This window comes from Streptomyces sp. SS1-1 (genome assembly GCF_008973465.1).
Classification (GTDB): domain Bacteria; phylum Actinomycetota; class Actinomycetes; order Streptomycetales; family Streptomycetaceae; genus Streptomyces.
The window spans coordinates 3,157,466-3,177,613 of sequence record NZ_WBXN01000004.1 but is presented as its reverse complement, the minus strand read 5'-3'; the positions used below and the strand labels follow the sequence as shown (position 1 = coordinate 3,177,613).

Below are 20,148 nucleotides of genomic sequence, written 5' to 3'. Positions count from 1 at the left end.
GGCGTACGACGTCGGATGTCCGCGATGTGACGTGGTTCACATCGCATTCCTGTCAGGAATCGGCGGGCTGTCCGGTTCAGTTGGCGAACCCGCTGAAGACAGGAGCAAGGACATGCAGCACCGCATCATCGTGCTCGGGGGCGGCTACACCGGAGCGTTCGCCGCCGGGCGGCTCGCCAAGCGCCTGCACGGCGACGACGTCACCGTCACCCTGGTCAACGCGGAGCCCGACTTCGTCGAGCGCGTCCGGATGCACCAGCTCGCCGTGGGGCAGACCCTCAAGCCCCGGCCGTTCGCCGAGATCTTCCGCGACACCGGCGTCGACCTGAGGATCGCCCGGGTCACCGCCGTCGACACCGACCGCAAGACGGTGGCCGTCGAGGACGCGGACGGCACCGGGAAGCTGGAGTACGACACCCTCGTCTACGCGCTCGGCAGCGGCTGGGACGACCAGGGCGTCCCCGGCGTCGCCGAGCACGCCTTCGAGCTCGCGAGCCGACCCGGCGCGCTGCGGCTGCGCGACCGCCTGGCCGCGCTGGACGCGGGGGCGCCCGTGGTCGTGGTCGGCGGCGGCCTCACCGGCTTGGAGGCCGCGACCGAGATCGCCGAGGCCCGCCCGGACCTCGACGTCTCCCTCGTCGTGCGCGGCGGACTCGGCGACTGGCTGTCCGACAAGGGCCGCCGGCACCTGCGCGAGGTCGTCGGCCGGCTCGGGATCACCGTCCACGAGGACACCACCGCCACCGGGGTGGAGGCCGACCTGGTCCGCACCGCGGGCGGCGCCGGGATCCCGGCCGCGGTCACCGTGTGGACCACGGGCTTCGCCGTCCACCCGATCGCGCTGGCCACCACCCTCGAGGTCGGCGACCGGGGCCAGATCGTGGTCGACGAGACCATGCGCTCGGTCTCCCACCCGGACGTCTACGCCATCGGCGACGCGGCCCTCGCGCGGGGCGTCGGCGGCAAGCCGCTGCGCATGTCGTGCGCCTCGGGCGGCTTCACCGCCTGGCAGGCCGCCGACGCCATCGTGGCCCGGCTGACCGGGGGCAAGCTGCCGAAGGTCCCGCTGCGCTACTTCAACCAGTGCATCTCGCTGGGCCGCGGGCAGGGCCTGATCCAGTACGTCACCGGGGACGACCGTCCGGTCCGCGCGGTCCTGCGGGGCCGGATCGCCGCCTTCTACAAGGAGCTGATCTGCAAGGGCGCCGCCTGGAACGTCGGCAACCCGGGGATGGGCATGCCGCTGCGCCGCCGCCGGGTGGTGGCCGGTCCCGACGCCGCCGTCTCCCCGGCCGAGGCGGCCGCCTGAGCCGCCCGGGGGCGTGCCCCGGCCGGCCGGCGGCCGGGGCGCCCGGACGATCGTCAGGCCCCATGGATCTGACGTACCGTCAGATCCATGGGGCGCACTGCTGGAGCGAGGACGTCCTCCGGGAGGCCGCGAGCGGCCGGGCCACCCTCTGCACATGGTTCGACGCGCGCGTCCCGTACGTCGCCGCCGTGGTCGACCTCGCCGAGGGCCCCCGGATGACGACCGGGCTCGTGGGTTGCCCGGACCCCGCCCGGCCCCCAAATCCTCCGGGTATCAATGGACCCATGACCGACGCCGCCATACGCCCCGGACCCCGCCCCCGCCCCGGCCTGCACGGCCACGGACTGCGGCTGCGGCCCTGGGACCCGGACTCCGAGGCCGACCTGGACGCCTGGTTCCGGGGCCGCGCCGACCCGGAGTTCCGGCGCTGGAACACCCCGCTGTCGCTCGCCGTGGACCGCGAGGGCGCCCTCGACTCCCTGCGGACCGCCGCCGCCGGCTCGGCGGACGGCTCGGCGGCGTACTGCGTGACCGACGCCGGGACGGGCACCCCCCTCGGCCATGTCGGCGTGACGGTCGTCAACCGGCGCATGGACTACGGCCTGGTCGGCTACTGGGTGCTGCCCGAGGCCCGCGGCCGGCGCGTCGCGGTCCGCGCGCTCGCCCTCGCCGCCCGCTGGGCGCTGACCGCGCCGGACGGCCCCCGGCTGCACCGCCTCGAACTCGGGCACGCCGTGGGCCACGACGCCTCCTGCCGTGTCGCCGAGCGGTGCGGTTTCCCCGCCGAGGGCACCCTGCGCGGCGCGATGTGGGAGGCGGGGCGCCAGGACGCCTACCGGGACGTGCACCTGCACGCCCGGCTCGCCACCGACCCCGAGCCCGACGGCCCCTTTACCCCAACGCCCGCGCCAGTGTGAGGACTTGTGTCGTCTTCGTGTCCACGGCGGAGAAAAGTGCACAACTCCCGGCGGTGCGCGGGATCATGAGGCATGCGCCCGGACGACTGGTACTCCACCCAGGACCTCAACGGCTTCCTGTCCCACGCCGGAGGCTTCCTGCGCTCACGCCCCGACCTGCACACCGTCGCCCTGACGGTCACCGAGACGCTGCGCGTCAACGGCCCGCGCGCGTACGGCGACGAGGTCCCCGTGTTCGGGGCGCTGGAACGCGACGGGCAGGTGCGGGCCGCCTACTTCCGCACCCCGCCCTACCGCCTGAACGTCACCCCGCTCACCCCCGACGAGGCCGACGCCCTCGCCGCCCATCTGCTCGCCCTCGGGCACGCGGTGCCCGGCGTCATCGCCGCGCAGGAGACCGCCGAGGCGTTCGTCGCCGCCTGGCAGCGGCACACCGGCGCACGCGGCACCGTCGGCGAGCGCCAGCGCCTGTACCGGCTCGGCAATCTCACCCTCCCGCAGCCCGCCCCGGCCGGCCGCGCCCGCGTGGCCGGCCCGCAGGACCGGGAGCTGCTCGCCCAGTGGTACGGCGAGTTCACCGAGGCCACCGGGCACGCGCCCGCGCGCGACGCGGCCGCCTGGGCCGACGCGCGCGTCTCCTACGGCGGCGTCACGCTGTGGGAGGGCGAGGACGGCACGCCCCTCGCCATGGCCGGGGTGACGCCCCTGATCGCCGGGCAGGTCCGCATCGGCCCCGTGTACACGCCGGCCCCGCTGCGGGGGCGCGGCTACGGCGGCGCGGCCACCGCCGCGGTCACCCGGTCCGTGCTCACCTCCGGGGTGCGCGAGGTGCTGCTCTTCACCGACCTGTCCAACCCGACGAGCAACGGCCTGTACCAGCGCATCGGCTACCGCCCGGTCGCCGACTTCACCGCGTACGACCTCCACCACGCCCGCTGACGCCCGCCCCTCACGGCCAGAGCAGCTCCCTGGCCCACCCGGCCTCCGTACGCCGGTAGACGAGCCGTACGTGCCGGTGCCGCGCGTCGCCCTGGAAGAACTCCACCTCGTCGGGGCGCACCCGGTACAGCGTCCAGGTCGGCACCGGCGCGTCCGGTTCCTCGCGGGCCCGCTCCCAGGCGGCCTCCGACGCCCGCGCCAGCTCCTCCGGGGAGCCGAGCACCTCGCTCTGCCGGCCGGTCAGGGCCGCCGCGAGCGCGCCGGTCGAGCGGGCGTGCAGATCGGCCCGTGACTCGCTGGACGGGGCCGCCGTCACCGGACCGCGCACCCGCACCTGACGCCCTCGCGCCGGCCAGTAGAAGCCGAGGGCCGCGTAGGGGCGGGCGGCGAGCTGGCGGCCCTTGCGGCTGTCCCGGTGCGTGGCGAAGGCCCAGCCGGACGCGTCGGCGCCGTGCAGCATCACCGTCCGCACGTCCGGCAGCCCCTCCTCGTCCGCGGTCGCGAGGGACATCGTGTGCGGCTCTGTCTGCCCGGCCGCGACCGCCTCGGCGAACCAGGCGGTGAACAGCTCCAGCGGCCCGTCGGGCGCGCCCGACGGGTCGAAGGAGGGCAGCTCGACGTCCCACACCCGAAGCGACCTCAGCAGGTCGTGAAGATCCGTTGCCATGCCCCGATTGTGCCGGGCGGGGAGCGTGGCGGGCGGGACGTCAGATCTGCCCGAGGTCCGTCGACAGCCAGTGCTCGGGCCGCATGTGGACGACGACCTGCTCGCCGTGGTTCTTCCAGGCGAAGTCGACATAGCCGTCGACCTTCTCCGGCGGCAGATAGCGCGCCGAGATCTCCCGCAGGTCCTCCAGGGTGGCCGGGACGGTCCGCAGGACGGGACCCTCGACCGAGACGTACCGGATCGTCGGTTCGGTCCGGTCGACCAGCAGGGAGAAGCGGCGCGCCTCCTGGATGCGCCGGTTCTTGCGGGAGCCGAGGCCGGTCAGCACCCACACGTCGCCACCGGGCGCGTACTGGTACCAGACGGGCACCGTCAACGGGCCCCGCCCGTCGCCCCCGTCGACCGCCAGCGCCGCGATGTGCGGCTCGGCGAGGAACTGCTCACGCTCTTCCCGGGTCAGTGCCATACCGTCTCCTTCGGTCGGTTCACTCCCTTTCCGGTACCAACGTCCCGGACGTGCGGAACCATCCCCCCGTCGCCGACACCACGCCCAGCCGAGGCGGCTCCCCCGTCCGGCCCCGCCGGGACCCACAACCCGCTCGCCCGCCCCGACGCCGCGATCGACCGGAAGGGCCGCACGATCCCCGGCTCGTCCCCCGGCCACCGGCGCGCTGACCCGAAAGCGACGGTGGCATTTGCCCGGGGCCCGGCCCCGCGGGGGAGGATCCGTCCCATGGACGACGTGGACAGACGCATCCTGGCCGAGCTGCAGCAGGACGGCCGGCTGACCGTGACGGAGCTGGCCGCGCGGGTGGGGCTCAGCGTCTCGCCGTGTCACCGGCGGCTGCGCGAGCTGGAGCGGTCCGGCGCCATCGGCGGCTACCGGGCGGTGGTGGACCCGGCCGCGGTCGGGCTCGCGTTCGAGGCGCTGGTCTTCGTCTCCATGCGGCAGGAGGACCGGGACACGGTCGCCGGGTTCGAGCGGGCGCTCGGCGAGGTGGAGGAGGTGCTGGAGGCGCAGCGGCTGTTCGGGGAGCCCGACTATCTGCTGCGGGTCGTCGCCGCCGATCTCGCGGCCTACCAGCGGCTGTACGACGAGCGGCTGGCCACGCTCCCCGGTGTGCAGCGGCTGACGTCGACGCTCGTGATGAAGCACGTGGTGAAGGGCCGCCCGCTGCCCGGCCGGACTGGGCCGTGACGCACGGCAGGCGGCGGCCCACCCGGGGTGGACCACCGCCTGCCAGACAGGACTTGGGGGGTGCTAGCCGGTCGGGGACGGCCCCGCCGGCCGCGCGGGCGTCACTTCGTGGGCTTCTTGCCGGTCACGCCCAGATGCACCAACAGGGCCAGGTTGGGCTTGAGTTCGGCCTGCTTGACGCCCCAGCTCTGGAAGCCCTTCTGGTGCGAGGCCACCGCGGCGAGCATCGCGACGAGCGATCCGGCGATGGCGGCGGGGTTGACGTCCTTGTCGACCCGGCCCTTCGACTGGAGCTGGGTCACCGCGTCCGCGAGGGAGTTGTTGACCGAGTTGAGGATCTTCATGCGGATCTTGTAGAAGCGCTTGTCGCCCTCGGACGCGCCGAGGTCGACGACCCGCAGGATCGCGTCGTTACGGCGCCAGAAGTCCAGGAAGCCGTCGACGAGTTCCTGCGCGGTCTGCCAGCCCGCCTTCCCGACCCAGCTGCGGCCCTCGACCAGGGCGGTCAACTCCGCGCCCTCGGTGGCCGTCTGCTCGGCGATCTCCAGGACCGCACCCTCGACGTCCGGGAAGTACTGGTAGAAGGTGGCGGGCGAAGTGCCCGCCTTCCGGGCGACATCGATGACTTTGACGTCCCGGTACGGGGAAGAGCTGAGCATCTCGCTGAGGCAGTCGAGCAGCTTCTGCCGGGTCGCCTGCCCACGCCGACCGGCCACGCGGCCGTCGACGGTACGCACTTGTCCTGTCATGTCGTCAGCTTACCGACGCGGCATCGGGGCGCGATTCGGCCGACTGCAAATGGGGTGCGCGGGGGTGCGGGGGCCGGTGTCCCTGGTCTGCGCGGTGCGCGGGAGGCCGTTACGTTGGCGGTATGGCCGAAAACAGGGCATCCGCAGACGGAACGGATCAGGTGGAGGGCGTTCCGTGCTGGGTGGACGCACAGCTCCCCGACGTGGAAGCGGGCAAGCGGTTCTACGGCGAGCTCTTCGGCTGGGCCTTCGAGGAGGCGTACGACTCCGCCGTATGGGCCCTGCTGGACGGTGAGCGGGTGGCGGCGCTCACGCCGAAGACGGACGGGCGGATGCCCAGTGTGTGGACGGTGTACTTCGCGACCCCGGACGCCCGGGCGCTCACGGGGCGGATCCGGCGGGCCGGCGGGCAGGTGGTCACCGCGCCCGTGGAGGTGGGCGAGGGGCTGGGCACGGCCGCGCTGGTGACCGATCCGGAGGGCGCGGTGTTCGGGCTGTGGGAGGCGGGCACGCACACCGGGTTCGGGCGCCGGCACGAGCCGGGGACGTTCGCCTGGGCCGAGCTGTACGCCCGGGACACCGAGGCCGCCAACACCTTCTACGGCGGGCTGTTCCACGACGCCCTGTTCGGTCCCGGGGCGGAGCCGGACTTCGGGCGGGCGGCGGTCGGGGAGGTGTTCGCGGAGATGATGCCGCCCCACTTCGTCGTCCACTTCCGGGTCGAGGACTGCGCGGCCGCGCTCGGCCCGGTCGCCCGGCTCGGCGGGCGGGTGCAGGTCCCGCCCTTCGAGACGTCGTACGGCACGGTCGCCGTCGTCACCGACAATCAGGGGGCGTCGTTCGCCCTCCTGGAGCGCTGAGCGGGGGGGCGTTCCGGCAGGTGGGCGGGGTGCGGGGCGAGAGCGGTGCGCCGGTTTGTCCGAGAACACCCCTTTTTGGACCCGGGTTCGCCACCGGGCGCTCGGACAGGAAGAATCGGGGTGCGTGCCGCCGAGGCGGTGCGGTGGTGAGACGCTGCACGGGGTCACGTACATATGTGGGTGCACGGGGCCCGTACGGGGAGGTGGCAGGCAGAGTGGTGGATCAGCTGACGCAGCACGATCCGCGCAGGATCGGGCCGTTCGAGGTGCTCGGACGGCTGGGCGCCGGCGGCATGGGGCTGGTCTATCTCGCGCGGTCGGCCTCGGGCCGGCGCGTGGCGATCAAGACGGTCCGTACGGAGCTCGCCGAGGACCAGCTGTTCCGCGTGCGCTTCACCCGCGAGGTCGAGGCGGCCCGGGCGGTCTCCGGTTTCTACACGGCCGCGGTGGTCGACGCCGACCCGCGCGCCGCCGTGCCGTGGCTGGCCACCGCGTACGTCCCCGCACCCTCCCTCGAGGAGATAGTGAACGAGTGCGGGCCGCTCCCGGCCCAGGCGGTGCGCTGGCTGGCGGCGGGTGTGGCGGAGGCCCTCCAGTCGATCCACGGCGCCGGTCTCGTCCACCGCGACCTCAAGCCGTCCAACGTGCTCGTCGTCGAGGACGGGCCGCGCGTCATCGACTTCGGTATCGCGTCCGGCGTCTCGAACACCCGTCTGACCATGACGAACGTCGCTGTCGGCACCCCCGCCTACATGTCCCCCGAGCAGGCGAAGGACTCCCGCAGCGTCACCGGCGCCAGCGACGTCTTCTCGCTCGGCTCGATGCTGGTCTTCGCCGCCACCGGGCACCCGCCCTTCCACGGGGCCAACCCGGTCGAGACGGTCTTCATGCTGCTGCGCGAGGGCCCCGACCTGGAGGGCCTGCCCGACGAGCTGCGCCCCCTCATCGAGTCCTGTATGCAGATGGACCCGACGGCCCGCCCCAACCCGGCCGACCTCCAGGCCCAGCTCGCCCCGCACCTCTTCGGCTCCGGCACCGATGACAGCGGCACCGCCTCCGCCTGGCTGCCCGAGCGGGCGGTCAGCCTGATCGAGACGCGCCGCGGCGGCCGTCCCACCCCCAAGCCCGCGCCCGCCTCCGGCCGGGGCGTGCCCGCGCCCGTGCCGCCCCCGCCCCCGCACGACCCGGTCGTCCCGGGCCCCCAGGCCGCGCCCGTGCTGGTCGGCGCCCCCGACACCGGTCCCGTCCAGCTGGCCGGCGCCGCCGTCCCGATCGGCCCCGGCCCCCGGGTCGCCGACGCCCGCGCCGCCGCGATGAAGGCGCCGCCCGCGGAGGCCGCCCTGGTCGCCTCCTGGTCCAGACCCCGCCCCGGCGTCAACGGCGCCGACCCCGCCCTCCCGGCCGCGCCCCCGGCCCCCGCCGAGGGCCCGGGCGGCTGGCGGCCCTGGCGTTTCCGCATGTCGAACGACGTCTGGGGCACCCCTGCCGTCGCCGGCGACCTCGTCTACGTCACCTCCTTCGAGGTGCACGCCTTGGACGTCGCCACCGGCCGCCGCCGCTTCAAGACCCGGGACGTGGCCTGGTCCATGGCGGTCGCCGACGGGCGCATCCACGCCTCCGACGGCCCCACCCTGTTCGCCCTGGAGTGCCGTGAGGGCGCCGACCTGTGGCGGCTCCAGACGGACGCCTGGGTGTACTCCCTGAAGGCCGAGCGCGGCACGGTCCTCACCGGCACGCGCGGCGGCGGAGTCCAGGCGTGGGAGGCGTCCAACGGCCAGAAGCTCTGGGAGATCACCGGCGCGCAGACCGACTTCGAGACCCCGGAGGCGGGCCCGGCGCTGTTCGACGGCACCGCGTACGTCTGGCAGGACGCCCGGCTGCGCGCCCTGGACGCCCGCACCGGCGAGGAGCGCTGGTCGTACCCGATCGGCGACGCCGCCTCCTGCGGCGGGGTGCCGGTACGGGTGGCGAAGGCCCACGACGGCTATGTGTACGTCTCGGCCGGCACCCGGGTGCTCGCCCTCGACGCGGCCGGCGGGCACGTCCGCTGGCACTTCGAGGCCCCCGCGGTCTTCCTGTGCCCGCCGGCCTTCGTGCCGGGCCCCGCGGTGACCGGCGGAGGCGTGTACCTCGCCGACTACCTGGGCACGGTGTACGCGCTGGACGCCACCGACGGCCGGGACCGCTGGCGCATCGCCACCGAGGCCCGCGCCTCGACCGAGCCGGTGCTGGTGGCCGCCGGTCACGTCCACGTCGGCAGCGGCAAGGGCCTCTACACGCTGGACGCGGTCACCGGGACGCCGAAGTGGCGCTTCCAGGCGGGCGGCGACATCGTGGGCGCCCCCGCGGTGGCGGAGGGCCGGATCCACTTCGGCTCCACCGACCACCTGCTCTACACGCTCAAGGCCGACGACGGACGGCTGCGGTGGAAGCTGGCCACCGGCGGTGAGATCACCGGCTCCCCGGTGGTCCGCGACGGGGTCGTGTACGCGTGCAGCAAGGACCGCTGCGTGTACGCGCTGGACGCGGAGAAGGGGACCGGAACCGCCCGTACCGCATAGGGGTCTTCACGGGTCCTGCACGCGGGGTCACACCCGGTGGGCGCTTTCTGCCGCGTTTCGGCTGCTACCGTGACGTGCTCACGCTCAAATCAACGGGGGTTGACACCAGTGAAGCTTCGTCATGTCCGCGCTGTGGCCGTGTTCGTCGGCGTCGTCGTCGCACTGACCGGGGCCCGGCACTCGCACGGCGGCGGCTGCAGCGGCTCGGACTCGCACAGCTCCTCGTCGAGCTCCGGCGGGCACGGGGGCGGCAGCACCCACCACTACGACGACGATGACGACGACTACGGCTCCGGCTCCACCTCGGGCGGTACGCGGGGCAGCGACGGGCTGGGCTCCGCGAAGACCCGGGACGTCAAGATCGACCGGTGCGAGAACGACCCGGACCGCGGCCTCGTCGCCCGGGTGAGCGCCACCAACAGCGACGCGCTGCGCACCTACTCGTACACCTTCACCGTCACGTTCAAGGACTCCGGCGGCCGCGAGCTGGACAAGGCCACCTCCGGCATCCTGACGGTCGAGCCCGGAGCCACCGAGTCCGTCGACGTCGTGGCCCGCACGCGCGCCACCGGGAGCGGCACCTGCGTCCTGGGCGAGGCCCTGCGCATGGACGACTCGTACTAGTTCCGCCGCTCACCGGGCTGGTCGGCGGCGGGGGCACCGCGCCCGCACCCCCCTGACACCCCGACGACCGCGACGGCTCCCCCTCCGCGCCGCCGCGGTCGTCTCCCCGTGGGGTGTGGTCCGGATCAGGCGGGCTCGCCCGTGGCGTGGACGTTGTCCGTCGACGCGTCGCCGGTGTCGCCCTTCGGCTTGAGCGGCTCGCTCGTGGCGTGCACGTTCTTCGTGGTGAGCGGCTCGGTGGTGGCGTGGACGTTGTCCGTCGTGTCGATCGGCTCGCCGGTCGCGTGGACGTTGTCGGTGCTGTTCTCGTCGGACATCTCGGTGCTCCCCTGAAAAGAGACGGAACTCGGTGCTGTGCGCGGCGGGATCCGCCCGGCAGCTCCCCCGCGGGCTGCCGGACGGGCCCTGCTGGGCCGGTTCACCCTAAGGTCCCGGCCACCCGCCGTTCCGTCTGCCCCCCGACGCGACGGCCCGGCACCCCCCACAGTGCCGGGCCGCGATAAACGAACGATGAACGCCCGCCCGCGCGGGCGGAGTCGGCGGGATCAGGCCGCCGCCGACGGCGCCAGCAGACCGCGCACCTCCAGGGCCTCCGGCGCGCCGAGCGCCTCGAACAGGGCGAGCGCCTCCCGCCAGCAGACCTGGGCGCGGCCGGGCTGCCCGATGCCGTCGAGGGCCCGGCCGAGCACGGTGAGGACGTTGCCGTGCCGCCACTCGCCACCGATGCCGCGCAACAGGGTCAGCGCCGTCTCGGCGTTGGCGGCCGCGTGGGCGTACCGCCGCGCGGTGAGGTCGACCTCGGCCAGGCGGAACAGCGTCATGCCCTCCCACAGCCGCTGCCGGCTGTCCCGGAACACCCGCAGCGCCTCCCGCAGGCACGCGGTGGCCTCCGTGAGCTGGCCGCTCTGGGTGAGGGCGAGCCCCAGGGCGTAGCGTCCGTTGGCGCCCTTGAGGGCGTGCCCCATCGCGTCGTACATCTCGGTGCCCTGCCGGGCCAGCGCCACCGCGCTCGCGGTGCGGCCGGTGGCGAGGTGGATGCGCGAGAGGTTGCACAGCGCGCTCGCCTCGCCCGGACGGTCCCCGAGCGCCCGGAAGTTCTCGATGGTGGCGGTGAAGTGCGCCTCGCCCTCGTCGTGCCGGCTCTGGTACAGCTCGACCACGCCGCTGATGTTGGACGCCCAGCAGCCGGTGAGCGGGTCGTCCGCCCGCCCGGCCAGCTCGGTCGCCCGCCGGGCCTCCTGGAGCGCCACGTCGAAGCGGCTGCCCGAGATGTGGTGCACGAAGGCCAGCGCGGTCAGCGCCCGGCCCTCCGAACGCGGGTCGCCGGCGTGCTGGGCGACGTCCCGCAGCAGGGCGGCGACCGTCTCGTACTCCCTGGAGTTGGCGCCGGACTCCGCCAGGTCCACCGCCGCCCACAGCACGTCCACGGCCCGGCGCAGCGTGTCCGGCCGCGCCGCCTGCCGGACGGCGGCCAGCAGGCACACCGCCTCGGAGTACAACCAGTCCTGCGCGGCCCGCCGGCTGCCGAACGTCAGCCCCGGATACGTGGTGCGCTCCAGGTGGTCCACCAGCCGGTCGCCGGGCCGCTCGATCAGGTAGACCCCGGAGACCGTCGCCAGATAGAAGTCCAGCAACCGCGACAGCGCCGCCTCCCGCTCCCCCGGAGGGTGCTCGTCGCGTTCCGCGCAGGCGCGGGCGTAGAGGCGGACCAGGTCGTGGAAGCGGTAGCGGCCCGGGGCCGCCGACTCCAGAAGGGACATGTCGACCAGCGGCTCCAGCAGGTCCTCCGCGTCCTCCACCGGAAGGTCCAGCACCGCCGCGGCCGCCGCCAGCGAGATGTCGGGGCCGTCCGCGAGGCCCAGCAGCCGGAACGCGCGCGCCTGCGCGGGCTCCAGCGCCTTGTAGCCCAGCTCGAACGTCGCCTTCACCGCGAGGTCCCCGGCCTGCAGCTCGTCCAGCCGCCGCCGCTCGTCGGCGAGCTTCGCCGCGAGCGAGGACACCGTCCAGGTGCGCCGCGCCGCCAGCCGGGACGCCGCGATCCGGATGGCCAGCGGCAGGAACCCGCACGCCGCGACCACGTCCAGCGCGGCCTCCCGCTCGGCGGCCACCCGCTCCGCACCGACGATCTTCGTGAAGAGGGCCAGCGCCTCCTCCGGCGACATCACGTCCAGATCCACGAGATGGGCGCCCGCGAGGTCGACCATCCGCACCCGGGACGTCACCAGCGCCGCGCACCCGTCGGTGCCCGGCAGCAGCGGCCGTACCTGGGCGGCGTCCCGGGCGTTGTCGAGCAGGACCAGGACCCGCCGCCCGTCCAGCACCGAGCGGTACAGCGCCGCCCGCTCCTCCAGCGAGTCGGGGATCGCCGTGTCCGCGGTGCCGAGCGCCCGCAGGAAGGAGCCCAGCACGGTCTCCGGCTCCGCGGCGCGCGGCCCCGCGCCCTGGAGGTCGACGTACAGCTGCCCGTCGGGGAACGCGGCCCGCGCCTGGTGCGCCACATGCACCGCGAGCGTCGTCTTGCCCACGCCGCCGATGCCGGCCAGCGCCGACACCGCCATCACCCGGCCCTCGGCCGAGGACAGCACGTCGCTCAGCTCCGACACGAAGGAGGCCCGCCCCGTGAAGTCGGGTACGGTCGCCGGGAGCTGGGCCGGACGCACGGGCGCCGCCGCCGGTTCGGCCGCCGGGGACGACGGCTCGGCGAGCGCCGGGTCGGCCCGCAGGATGCGCTGCTGGAGCTCCTTCAGGCCGGGCCGCGGGTCCACGCCCAGCTCGTCGGCGAGCAGCCGCCGGGTGTCGGCGTACACCGCCAGGGCCTCCGCCTGCCGGCCGCTGCGGTACAGCGCGAGCATCAGCAGCTCCCGCAGCCGCTCGCGCAGCGGGTGCGCCGCGGTCAGCGCGGTCAGCTCCGACACGGCCTCCGCGTGGCAGCCCTGCTCCAGGTCCATGTCGAGCCGGGACTCCAGGAGCTGCAGCCGCCACTCCTCCAGCCGGACCCGCTGCGCCTCCGCGTACGGGCCGGGCACCCCGGCCAGCGCCTCGCCGTCCCACAGCGTCAGCGCCCGCCCCAGCAGCTCCCGCGCCCGGCACAGATCCCCGGCGGCCCGCGCCTTCTCGCCGTCGGCGGCCAGCTCCTGCGCCCGCGCGAGGTCCAGCGCGCCCTCGCCGAGCCCCCGGATCGCGTACCCGCCGGACTCGCTGACCAGGACCCCGGCGTCCAGCGCCTTGCGCAGCCGCGACGCGTACGTGCGGACGGCGGCGAGCGCCTGCGAGGGCGGTTCCTCGCCCCACAGGGCGTCGATCAGCTCCGCCGCGGTCGCCGTGCGGCCCTCGCGCAGCAACAGGGCGGCGAGCAACGCGCGTTGCTGCGGTGAGCCGGTGGGGAGGGGCTCCTCGCCGCGCCAGGCGCGCACCGGGCCGAGCACGCCGAAGCGCAGGGCCGTCACCGGCGCCGCCGCATCCGCCGAGGAGCCGGGACGCCTCTGCTCCGGCACTCGCGGTTCCCCGTCCATCGCCGTCTCCCTCAGACTGTTTACAACTCCGTCAGTTTGCCTTGTTCCGGCCGATGCGTCAGCTCTGGAACGGGGGTTGACGGTCCGGCGCGCGGGATGTCACACCACCCTCACGTGCCCTTCGCACGGCGGGACCCCCACTGGCGTAATTGACGGGCCGTCAGATCGAGGTCGGGAGAAGTGGGGTCGGCCGGGACGTCGGCTCGTACGCCCTGCACGCCTACAGCGAGGTGCAGTCGATCGTCCGGCCGGGGTGAGGTCAGCCGGTGAGGTCCACCCGGACCGTCAGCAGGTCCGTCCCGAGGGCCCGTACGGCCGTGCTATTGAAGCGGGGGAGCCGCCGCAGCCGCGCCACCGGGTCGTCGTCCGGCAGCAACCGGGCCGTACCCGAGTACCAGCGCCCCTTCACGCGCACCCGCACCCGGGGGTCGGCCTTGATGTTGCGCACGTACTGGGACCGCTCGCCGAACTCCGAGACCAGCCAGAACACGTCCCCGACCCGGCGCCCGCCCACCGGCGTCCGCCGGGGCAGGCCGGACACCCGGCCCGTGGTCTCCAGCAGCGTCTGGAAGGGCAGGCGGCGCAGTACCGGATTGCCGACACGCCGCTGGAACGCGGTGGCGGCACGGAACCTGACGTCGTCGAGGCGTGACATGACGGCTAGTCTCCTGTCTCCCTCGGGGAAGCCGGGGCGCGACCGGCGAGGTGTGGCCGGACCGTAGCCTCCGGGGCCCCCGGCACGCCAGGACGAGAGCGGGTGGCAGCGGATGCGGGTCGTGACGTGGAACCTGTGGTGGCGTTTCGGTCCCTGGCAGGACCGCCGCAAGGCCATCCTCGCCGCACTGCGCGACCTGCGCCCCGACGTCGTCGGACTCCAGGAGGTCTGGGCCGCCGACGGCGAGAACCAGGCCGAGTGGCTGGCCGGGGAGCTGGGCCTGCACTGGACGTGGGCGCCCTTCCCGGCCCCGGAGCGCTGGCGCGCGCGGATCGGCCACCCGTCGGCCGAGATCGGCGTGGCCGTCCTCAGCCGCTGGCCGGTCGTCGCGCGGCACACCCTGCGTCTGCCCGTGCCCGCCGACCTCGACGACGGCCGCCTCGCCCTGCACGCCCGGCTGGCCGCGCCCGGCCACGACATCCCGTTCTTCACCACCCACCTGACGTCCGTCCCGTACGCCTCGGGGGTCCGTGTCGAACAGGTCACCGCCCTGGCCCGGTTCGTCGCCGGGCACCGCGGCGACACGCCCTTCCCGGCCGTCGTCACCGGCGACTTCAACGCCCACCCGGACTCCGACGAGGTCCGCCTCTTCAACGGCCTGCGCACCGCGCCGCCCGTGCCGGGCCAGGTCTTCGTCGACGCCTGGGAGTACGCCGACCCGGCCGCCCCCGCCCTCACCTGGGACCCCGCCAACCCGCACGCCGCGGCCATGCTGGAGCCGGGCGCCCGCATCGACTACATCCACGTCGGCCTCCCGGGCGAGGGCGGCCTCGGCCACGTCCGCTCGGTCCGCCGCGCCTGCGACACCCCGATCGCCGGCACCTGGCCGTCCGACCACATGGCGGTCCTGGCGGACCTGGCGGACTGACAGCCGGGACACTGCTCAGTCGCGCCGGATCAGCTCCGGGTCGACGCGCCGCCCCACGAGCGGGAGGGCGCCCGCCGCGGAAACGGCGGCCACGCCCGCGGCCGCGAGCGCGAGGACCGGGACCCCGGCGAGGTCCCAGCGGATGTCACCGCCGCCGGTGACCAGGTAGGCGGACTCGGCGAGCTTGCCCGTCACGAGCGCGAGCACGAGCCCGATGCTCAGCGGCACCACCACCTGGACACACTGCACGGCCCGCAGTGTCCGGGCCCGGGCGCCGATCAGGGTGACGGCGGTGACCTGGGCGCGGCGCTCCATGGCCCGGTCGGTGGCCGACACCACGAAGGCGGCGGTCCCGATGACCAGGCCCATGACCATGCCCACGCCGAGGAGCGTCTCCAGGACCGCGATCTGCTGCAGCCCCTCGATGTTGATGCCGACGGGCTCGACCTCGGCGGTCGGGACGACGGCGGCGATGCCGTCGAGGACCCGGCGGACCTCGGCGTGGTCCGAGCCGCTGGTGAGGACGTACCGTGCGCCGTCCACACGGGCCGAGGCGGGCAGCGCGGAGGGCGGGACGAGCAGGTCCGCGCCGTGGACCGCCGACGGGTCGTGGGTGTCGTACGTGATCTTCTCCCGAGGGAGACGGAGGGTCAGGGTCGTGTCCTTGCCGCCGTCCCGGAGGCGGAAGCGGATCGGGTCGCCCGGGCGCGCGCCCTGACCGGTGCCGGCGTCCGGGTCGCTGAGCCGCATGACCTTGCCGTCCACGCAGCCCTTCGACTCCTTGACGAAGCGCGCCAGTTGGTCGCAGGTGGCGATGACGGCACTGGCCCAGGGCTGGTCGCCGTCGGACGCCGGATCCAGCCAGGACTCGGCGGTCACCGCGTGCCCGCGGACCCCCGGCACCTCGGCGAGCGCGCTCCGCTGCTCGCCGGTGAGGGAGGACAGGGCGAGGGAGTAGTCCTGTACGGGGGCGGAGGGCCGGGTGACCTGCTCCAGCTGGATGAGGACGCCCTGGGCGAGGGAGGCGGAGAAGACGAGCAGCACGAGACCGGTGACGACCCGCAGGGTGCTGCCCGGCTCCACCTCGTTGCGCCGCATCGCCAGGTTCAGGGTGAGGGAGCCGGTGCGGCGGGCCACCCGGCGGGCGAGGGCGTAGGAGATGAGGGGCAGGGTCAGGACGAGTCCCAGGCCCGTGAACAGGATGCCCGCCGGCATCACGATCGCGTTCACGCCGATGCTGTTGGCGGGATGATCGGTGAAGCCCGTGGCGCAGTACCCGACGACGATGCCGAGGCCGGTGACGAGGAGCAGGCCGCCCCATCCGGCGGGCCGCGCGGGGGCCGCGGACCGGCGTACGGCGAGGGGGTTGGCGGCGGCGTCGCGTGCGCTCACCCGGCCGACGAACCAGGCGAGCAGGGGGCAGCCGATCAGGCAGACGGCGACCGTCGACGCGGACAGCGCGCCGTCGTCCGGGTACCACCGCAGACTCGGCAGTCCGGTGCGGGTCATCACCTGGTTGAGGACCTCGTACTCGGCCAGGCCGAGCAGTGCTCCGAGGAGCGCGGCGACGACGGTCTCGGCGGCGTTGACGCGCTGGGTGCCGCGGGTGGTCAGGCCGAGGAGGCGCAGGGAGGCGAGGCGGCGGTTCCGGCTGGCGGCCGAGAGCCGGGCGCAGACGGAGAGGAAGATGCCGAGGGGCAGGAGGACGAGGGAGCCGAGCGCGAAGCGGAGGTAGGTGAGCGTCGACGGTTCGACGGCCGGGAAGGGGGCGTAGCTGTATCCCCAGCCCTTGAGAGCACGCCCCTCGTCGGCGATCTCGCCCCGTTCCGTGCCGACGTAGGCGAACAGTTCGTCGGGGTGGGCGAGCCCGGCCGCGCCGATCAGCCCTTCCTCGTGGCCAGGCAGGAGACCCTTGACGTCGGGCTGGTCGCGCAGGAGGTCGTGGGCCCGGGGGGACAGGAACAGCTCTCCGGGCCCGGGCAGCCGGTCCAGGCCGGGCGGGACCTCGTCCGCGTGCCGGGTGCCCTTGGCGACGAAGACCCGGGTGAACGCCTTCGAGCCGTACGGGTCGCTGCGCTGGAGGACCAGGGTGGCGCCCGCGGGCCGCGCCGAGGCGGACCGCGGCTGCCGGGCCGCCGCCCGGCCGTCGTGGGCGTCGAGGATCTGCGGGACGGTGAGGACGAGCGCGAGGCAGCAGACGCCGAGGGAGCCGCCGGCCGCCATGAGCAGGAACCGGACGCGGCTGCCGCGACCGGCACCGAACAGCAGCCGCAGCCCGAGCAGGAACTCCCTCACGCGGGCTCCCGGGGGGTGAGGACGCCGTCGGACATCGCGTAGTGGCTGTCGGCCTGGGCGGCGACGGCGGGGTCGTGCGTGACCAGCACGACGGCGGTGCCCTGTGACCGGGCGAGTCCGAGGAACTCCTTGAGCACAGCGGACGCGTTGGCGCTGTCGAGGGAACCGGTCGGCTCGTCGGCGAAGACGACCGCCGGGCGGTGCACCAGGGCCCTGGCGACAGCGACGCGCTGGCTCTGCCCGCCCGACACCTGGGAGGGCCGGCGCTCGCGCAGATCGCCGAGCCCGAGCCGTTCCAGGACCTCGCCGGCGGCGGCGAGCGCGGGCCGCTTGCGCTGCCCGGCCAGGCGCAGCGGCAGCGCGGTGTTCTCCTCGACGGTCAGCTCGGGGAGCAGCTCGCCGTACTGGAACACGAAGCCGAAGCGCTCCCGGCGCAGCGCGCTGATCTCGTCGTCGCCGAGATCACCGAGCGTCCGCCCCTCGAACCGGACCCGCCCCCGCGTGGGCGCCAGCACCCCGGCCAGGCAGTAGAGCAACGACGATTTCCCGCTGCCGCTCGCCCCGGTGACGGCCGCGACCTCCCCCCGCGCCACCGACAGCCGGGCACCCCGGACAACCGGCTCCGCACCGTAGGCGAGGTCGACACCCTCGGCGGAGATGACTTCTGACGTACCGATGACTTCCCCCAAAAGAAGCGCCCGGACCCAGGAGGTCGGCCTGGGTCCGGGACATACGGGTGTGCTTTCGCTTACCGCTGGTAGTGCTTGGTGGGCGAGCAGTTGTCCGGGTTGAACGAGCCCTTGTCCCGGCAGACGCGGATGTAGGCGTCGTCGGTGTACTGCTGCGCGCCGGACCAGTTGCGGAAGTTCAGCGGGACGGTCTTCTTCTGCTTGCCGTTGTACCGGCTCCAGCCGTAACCCTCGACCTTCACCTGTATGTACACGTTGTGACCGTCACCGTGCTTGGCGTCCTGGAGCTGCCCTTTCCATTCGAAGGCGCCGTGATTCTGCCCGGCGGGCCACCACTTGTACTGTCCGTGGTGGAACTTCGCGCCGTCGGTCGACAGCGTCGGAATGGTGTGCCACGAAGCGGCGAAGGCCGTGCCGGCACCCATGGCGAACAGGCCAGCCGCGAGGGCGCCCGTCGCCAACTTACGCGCGTTCTGACGCACGTTTCCTCCCGTTTGGTTTTCTGTTGTACGACTCTGGTGGTCATCGTGCTTTCAGAGCCGCCGTGAAACTAACGCAGAGGAAACGGGGGATTGGGGCCGAGTCGGGGGCTTCTCGGGGTGTTCGTCCCCTCGTATCGGGAGATCATTTGGCTCTCATGAGTCCCCGGCTTGGCTTGATCTTTGCGTACGGAATTCGTCAACGCCCCAGAAAAATCGGATTCGTGAACGCCGCCAAAGCCCCCGGCAACGGCCCCGCCGCCGTCTCGTGGCGGAGTTCCGCCCGGACGTAGGCCGCGTTCGCCGGGGTCGTGTGCCATTCCGCGGTGCCGGTGCCCGAGACCGGGAGGGGGTCCGTCGTGAAGAGGACGCCCTGGTCGGTGACGAAGCGGATCGTGCAGCGGGGGGCGCCCGACGCCTCCAGGCGGACCGTCACCGGGGTGTCCGGGTCCACCTCCAGGCGTTCGCCGATGCCCGCGTGCCGGGCCCTGCCGCCGGTCGCGCCGAAGGTCAGGGAGACGTTCGCGGACTCGGCGACGTACGAGCGGCCCGCGCGGATGCCCTCCTGGACGGCCGTGCGGGTCAGGTCGTCGGCGAGGACGACCGTCTGCGGGCCGCCGACCCGGTCGGGGTCGCGGTGGGCGTCGCTGCTGCCCATCGCCGGGATCCAGGCGCGCGAGCCGGTGCGCGCCGACGCCACCAGCGTGCTGTCCCAGTCCGCGAGGGCGACCTCGTCGTCCGGGGTGTACGGGCCGTTCCAGACCTCGATGGCGTCGGCCTCGCCGAAGCCGAACTTCCAGTTGCAGCCGACGCAGGTGGCGTGCGGGTGCGCGGGCACGACGAGGCCGCCCGCCTCGCGGATGCGCCGGGCGAACCGCCCGAAGCGGTTGTCCCGCGCCCGGTAGCGCCAGTCGACGAACGTGCCGGGGTCGGTGCCGAGGGCCACCACGTGCCCGTTGCGCGTGGTCACCTCCTCGCCCAGCATGATCAGCAGGTCGTCCCCGGCCGCCTCCGCCCAGTGCGGATGCGAGGCGTGCGTGTTGTGGTCGGAGGAGTTGATGAAGTCCAGCCCCGCCGCCCGCGCCAGCGCGGCGATCTCGGCCGGGGTGCGGCGCCCGTCGGAGTGCACGGAGTGCAGATGGCAGTCGCCCCGGTACCAGGCGCGCCCCCGCCCCCTGGCCCGCTCCGGCGGGTACACGGGCCGGACGGCCTCGCCGGGCTCGCCGTACGTGAGCGTGATCGTCAGCTCGTACGCCAGCCCCTGCGGGGCCACCGTGTACGGGCCGAGCGCGATGTGCCAGGTGCCCGCGCGGACGGGCCCCGGCAGGTAGCCCGGCGTCGCCTCGTCCGTCCGGATGAAGAACTCGCTGCGCGCCCCGCCCGACCAGCCGCGGAAGCCGCGCCCGCCGAGCTCGGTGCCGCGCTCGTCGAAGATGCCGATGTCGAGCGCGTTGCCCGCGGTGCCGGCCGGGACGGACGGCTTGTCGTAGGTGTAGGAGACCTTGATCTCCCGTACGCCGGGCGGGACTTCGACCGGTACGTAGACATAGTCGGGTGCCCCGGGCGGCAGGGTGCCCCGCACGGTGCGGGTCCGCGTGCCCCGGGGGTTCTCGGCGCCTGACGCGAAGGTCACGCTTCCCAACGTAAGCGCGGCGGCGGCTCCCGTCACGAACAGAGCGCGCCGGGCCGGGCCCGTGTGGTCGTCGTCCTCGCACATGCTGCTGCTCCCGGGTCGTCGTGAGGGCCATGCCCCCGGCGTGGGTCGT

The 20,148-nt window shown here is 74.2% G+C and carries 19 protein-coding genes; 9 read left to right on the top strand and 10 right to left on the bottom strand.

Going from position 1 to position 20,148, the window contains the following annotated elements; all coding sequences use genetic code 11:
• The first annotated feature begins 112 nt into the window (after positions 1-112).
• From F8R89_RS15620 to F8R89_RS15610, 3 genes are all read left to right on the top strand, one after another.
• A complete protein-coding gene (locus F8R89_RS15620) occupies positions 113-1,309 on the top strand; it encodes an NAD(P)/FAD-dependent oxidoreductase (protein ID WP_151784564.1) in 1,197 nt (398 codons plus the stop codon).
• A gap of 62 nt (positions 1,310-1,371) precedes the next feature.
• Positions 1,372-2,226 carry a GNAT family N-acetyltransferase gene (locus F8R89_RS15615; RefSeq protein WP_151784563.1) on the top strand — a complete coding sequence of 285 codons (855 nt, stop codon included), beginning with the start codon at positions 1,372-1,374 and terminating at the stop codon, positions 2,224-2,226.
• Between the two features lie 72 nt (positions 2,227-2,298).
• Positions 2,299-3,165, top strand: a complete 867-nt coding sequence (locus F8R89_RS15610) for a GNAT family N-acetyltransferase (protein WP_151784562.1) — start codon at positions 2,299-2,301, stop codon at positions 3,163-3,165.
• 10 nt (positions 3,166-3,175) lie between these two features.
• Here F8R89_RS15610 and F8R89_RS15605 read toward each other — a convergent pair whose 3' ends face one another.
• Positions 3,176-3,832 (bottom strand): pyridoxal 5'-phosphate synthase, encoded by a 657-nt coding sequence (locus F8R89_RS15605; protein WP_151784561.1) that lies wholly within the window; start codon positions 3,830-3,832, stop codon positions 3,176-3,178.
• 40 nt (positions 3,833-3,872) lie between these two features.
• Positions 3,873-4,298 carry a pyridoxamine 5'-phosphate oxidase family protein gene (locus F8R89_RS15600; RefSeq protein WP_151784560.1) on the bottom strand — a complete coding sequence of 142 codons (426 nt, stop codon included), beginning with the start codon at positions 4,296-4,298 and terminating at the stop codon, positions 3,873-3,875.
• Positions 4,299-4,565: 267 nt separating this feature from the next.
• On the opposite strand from F8R89_RS15600, the gene F8R89_RS15590 reads away from it, so the two are divergent.
• Complete coding sequence (locus tag F8R89_RS15590; protein WP_151784558.1) at positions 4,566-5,030, top strand: Lrp/AsnC family transcriptional regulator; 465 nt, start codon at positions 4,566-4,568, stop codon at positions 5,028-5,030.
• 101 nt (positions 5,031-5,131) lie between these two features.
• On the opposite strand, the gene F8R89_RS15585 is transcribed toward F8R89_RS15590, so the two are convergent.
• On the bottom strand, positions 5,132-5,767 hold the full coding sequence (locus tag F8R89_RS15585) for a TetR family transcriptional regulator (protein WP_151788136.1): 636 nt from the start codon (positions 5,765-5,767) through the stop codon (positions 5,132-5,134).
• A gap of 134 nt (positions 5,768-5,901) precedes the next feature.
• Here F8R89_RS15585 and F8R89_RS15580 point away from each other — a divergent pair, with 134 nt between their 5' ends.
• From F8R89_RS15580 to F8R89_RS15565, 3 genes are all read left to right on the top strand, one after another.
• On the top strand, positions 5,902-6,639 hold the full coding sequence (locus tag F8R89_RS15580) for a VOC family protein (RefSeq protein WP_151784557.1): 738 nt from the start codon (positions 5,902-5,904) through the stop codon (positions 6,637-6,639).
• A gap of 215 nt (positions 6,640-6,854) precedes the next feature.
• Positions 6,855-9,200, top strand: coding sequence for a PQQ-binding-like beta-propeller repeat protein (locus tag F8R89_RS15570; RefSeq protein ID WP_151784556.1), 2,346 nt, complete (start codon positions 6,855-6,857; stop codon positions 9,198-9,200).
• A gap of 132 nt (positions 9,201-9,332) precedes the next feature.
• Positions 9,333-9,824 (top strand): hypothetical protein, encoded by a 492-nt coding sequence (locus F8R89_RS15565; RefSeq protein ID WP_151784555.1) that lies wholly within the window; start codon positions 9,333-9,335, stop codon positions 9,822-9,824.
• Positions 9,825-9,949: 125 nt separating this feature from the next.
• Here the strand turns inward: F8R89_RS15565 and F8R89_RS15560 are convergent, their stop codons facing one another.
• Complete coding sequence (locus F8R89_RS15560; protein ID WP_151784554.1) at positions 9,950-10,141, bottom strand: hypothetical protein; 192 nt, start codon at positions 10,139-10,141, stop codon at positions 9,950-9,952.
• A gap of 228 nt (positions 10,142-10,369) precedes the next feature.
• Positions 10,370-13,336, bottom strand: a complete 2,967-nt coding sequence (locus F8R89_RS15555; RefSeq protein ID WP_151784553.1) for an AfsR/SARP family transcriptional regulator — start codon at positions 13,334-13,336, stop codon at positions 10,370-10,372.
• Positions 13,337-13,485: 149 nt separating this feature from the next.
• Between F8R89_RS15555 and F8R89_RS36735 the strand changes: the two genes are divergently transcribed.
• The gene (locus F8R89_RS36735) at positions 13,486-13,593 is read left to right on the top strand and encodes an aldehyde dehydrogenase family protein (protein ID WP_225994680.1); all 108 of its coding nucleotides are present in this window, start codon (positions 13,486-13,488) and stop codon (positions 13,591-13,593) included.
• Positions 13,594-13,595: 2 nt separating this feature from the next.
• Here F8R89_RS36735 and F8R89_RS15550 read toward each other — a convergent pair whose 3' ends face one another.
• Positions 13,596-13,991 carry a nitroreductase/quinone reductase family protein gene (locus F8R89_RS15550; protein WP_151784552.1) on the bottom strand — a complete coding sequence of 132 codons (396 nt, stop codon included), beginning with the start codon at positions 13,989-13,991 and terminating at the stop codon, positions 13,596-13,598.
• A gap of 112 nt (positions 13,992-14,103) precedes the next feature.
• On the opposite strand from F8R89_RS15550, the gene F8R89_RS15545 reads away from it, so the two are divergent.
• Complete coding sequence (locus tag F8R89_RS15545; protein WP_151784551.1) at positions 14,104-14,919, top strand: endonuclease/exonuclease/phosphatase family protein; 816 nt, start codon at positions 14,104-14,106, stop codon at positions 14,917-14,919.
• A gap of 15 nt (positions 14,920-14,934) precedes the next feature.
• Here F8R89_RS15545 and F8R89_RS15540 read toward each other — a convergent pair whose 3' ends face one another.
• The 4 genes from F8R89_RS15540 to F8R89_RS15525 form a co-directional block, all read right to left on the bottom strand.
• Complete coding sequence (locus tag F8R89_RS15540) at positions 14,935-17,214, bottom strand: ABC transporter permease (protein WP_151784550.1); 2,280 nt, start codon at positions 17,212-17,214, stop codon at positions 14,935-14,937.
• Positions 17,211-17,903: an ABC transporter ATP-binding protein gene (locus F8R89_RS15535; protein WP_225994401.1), complete on the bottom strand. Its 693-nt coding sequence runs from the start codon at positions 17,901-17,903 to the stop codon at positions 17,211-17,213. Before F8R89_RS15535 ends, F8R89_RS15540 begins: the two co-directional genes overlap by 4 nt.
• Before the next feature lie 59 nt (positions 17,904-17,962).
• Positions 17,963-18,385, bottom strand: coding sequence for a hypothetical protein (locus F8R89_RS36730; RefSeq protein ID WP_225994400.1), 423 nt, complete (start codon positions 18,383-18,385; stop codon positions 17,963-17,965).
• Between the two features lie 196 nt (positions 18,386-18,581).
• Complete coding sequence (locus F8R89_RS15525) at positions 18,582-20,099, bottom strand: CehA/McbA family metallohydrolase (protein ID WP_151784549.1); 1,518 nt, start codon at positions 20,097-20,099, stop codon at positions 18,582-18,584.
• Between the last annotated feature and the right edge of the window lie 49 nt (positions 20,100-20,148).

Excerpts from the sequence above, each read along its gene's own strand:
- F8R89_RS15620 (WP_151784564.1), top strand. The coding sequence starts at position 113 with ATGCAGCACCGCATCATCGTGCTCGGGGGCGGCTACACCGGAGCGTTC.
- F8R89_RS15615 (WP_151784563.1), top strand. The coding sequence starts at position 1,372 with ATGGATCTGACGTACCGTCAGATCCATGGGGCGCACTGCTGGAGCGAG.
- F8R89_RS15610 (WP_151784562.1), top strand. The coding sequence starts at position 2,299 with ATGCGCCCGGACGACTGGTACTCCACCCAGGACCTCAACGGCTTCCTG.
- F8R89_RS15605 (WP_151784561.1), bottom strand. The coding sequence starts at position 3,832 with ATGGCAACGGATCTTCACGACCTGCTGAGGTCGCTTCGGGTGTGGGAC.
- F8R89_RS15600 (WP_151784560.1), bottom strand. The coding sequence starts at position 4,298 with ATGGCACTGACCCGGGAAGAGCGTGAGCAGTTCCTCGCCGAGCCGCAC.
- F8R89_RS15590 (WP_151784558.1), top strand. The coding sequence starts at position 4,566 with ATGGACGACGTGGACAGACGCATCCTGGCCGAGCTGCAGCAGGACGGC.
- F8R89_RS15580 (WP_151784557.1), top strand. The coding sequence starts at position 5,902 with ATGGCCGAAAACAGGGCATCCGCAGACGGAACGGATCAGGTGGAGGGC.
- F8R89_RS15560 (WP_151784554.1), bottom strand. The coding sequence starts at position 10,141 with ATGTCCGACGAGAACAGCACCGACAACGTCCACGCGACCGGCGAGCCG.
- F8R89_RS15555 (WP_151784553.1), bottom strand. The coding sequence starts at position 13,336 with ATGGACGGGGAACCGCGAGTGCCGGAGCAGAGGCGTCCCGGCTCCTCG.
- F8R89_RS15550 (WP_151784552.1), bottom strand. The coding sequence starts at position 13,991 with ATGTCACGCCTCGACGACGTCAGGTTCCGTGCCGCCACCGCGTTCCAG.
- F8R89_RS15545 (WP_151784551.1), top strand. The coding sequence starts at position 14,104 with ATGCGGGTCGTGACGTGGAACCTGTGGTGGCGTTTCGGTCCCTGGCAG.
- F8R89_RS15525 (WP_151784549.1), bottom strand. The coding sequence starts at position 20,099 with ATGTGCGAGGACGACGACCACACGGGCCCGGCCCGGCGCGCTCTGTTC.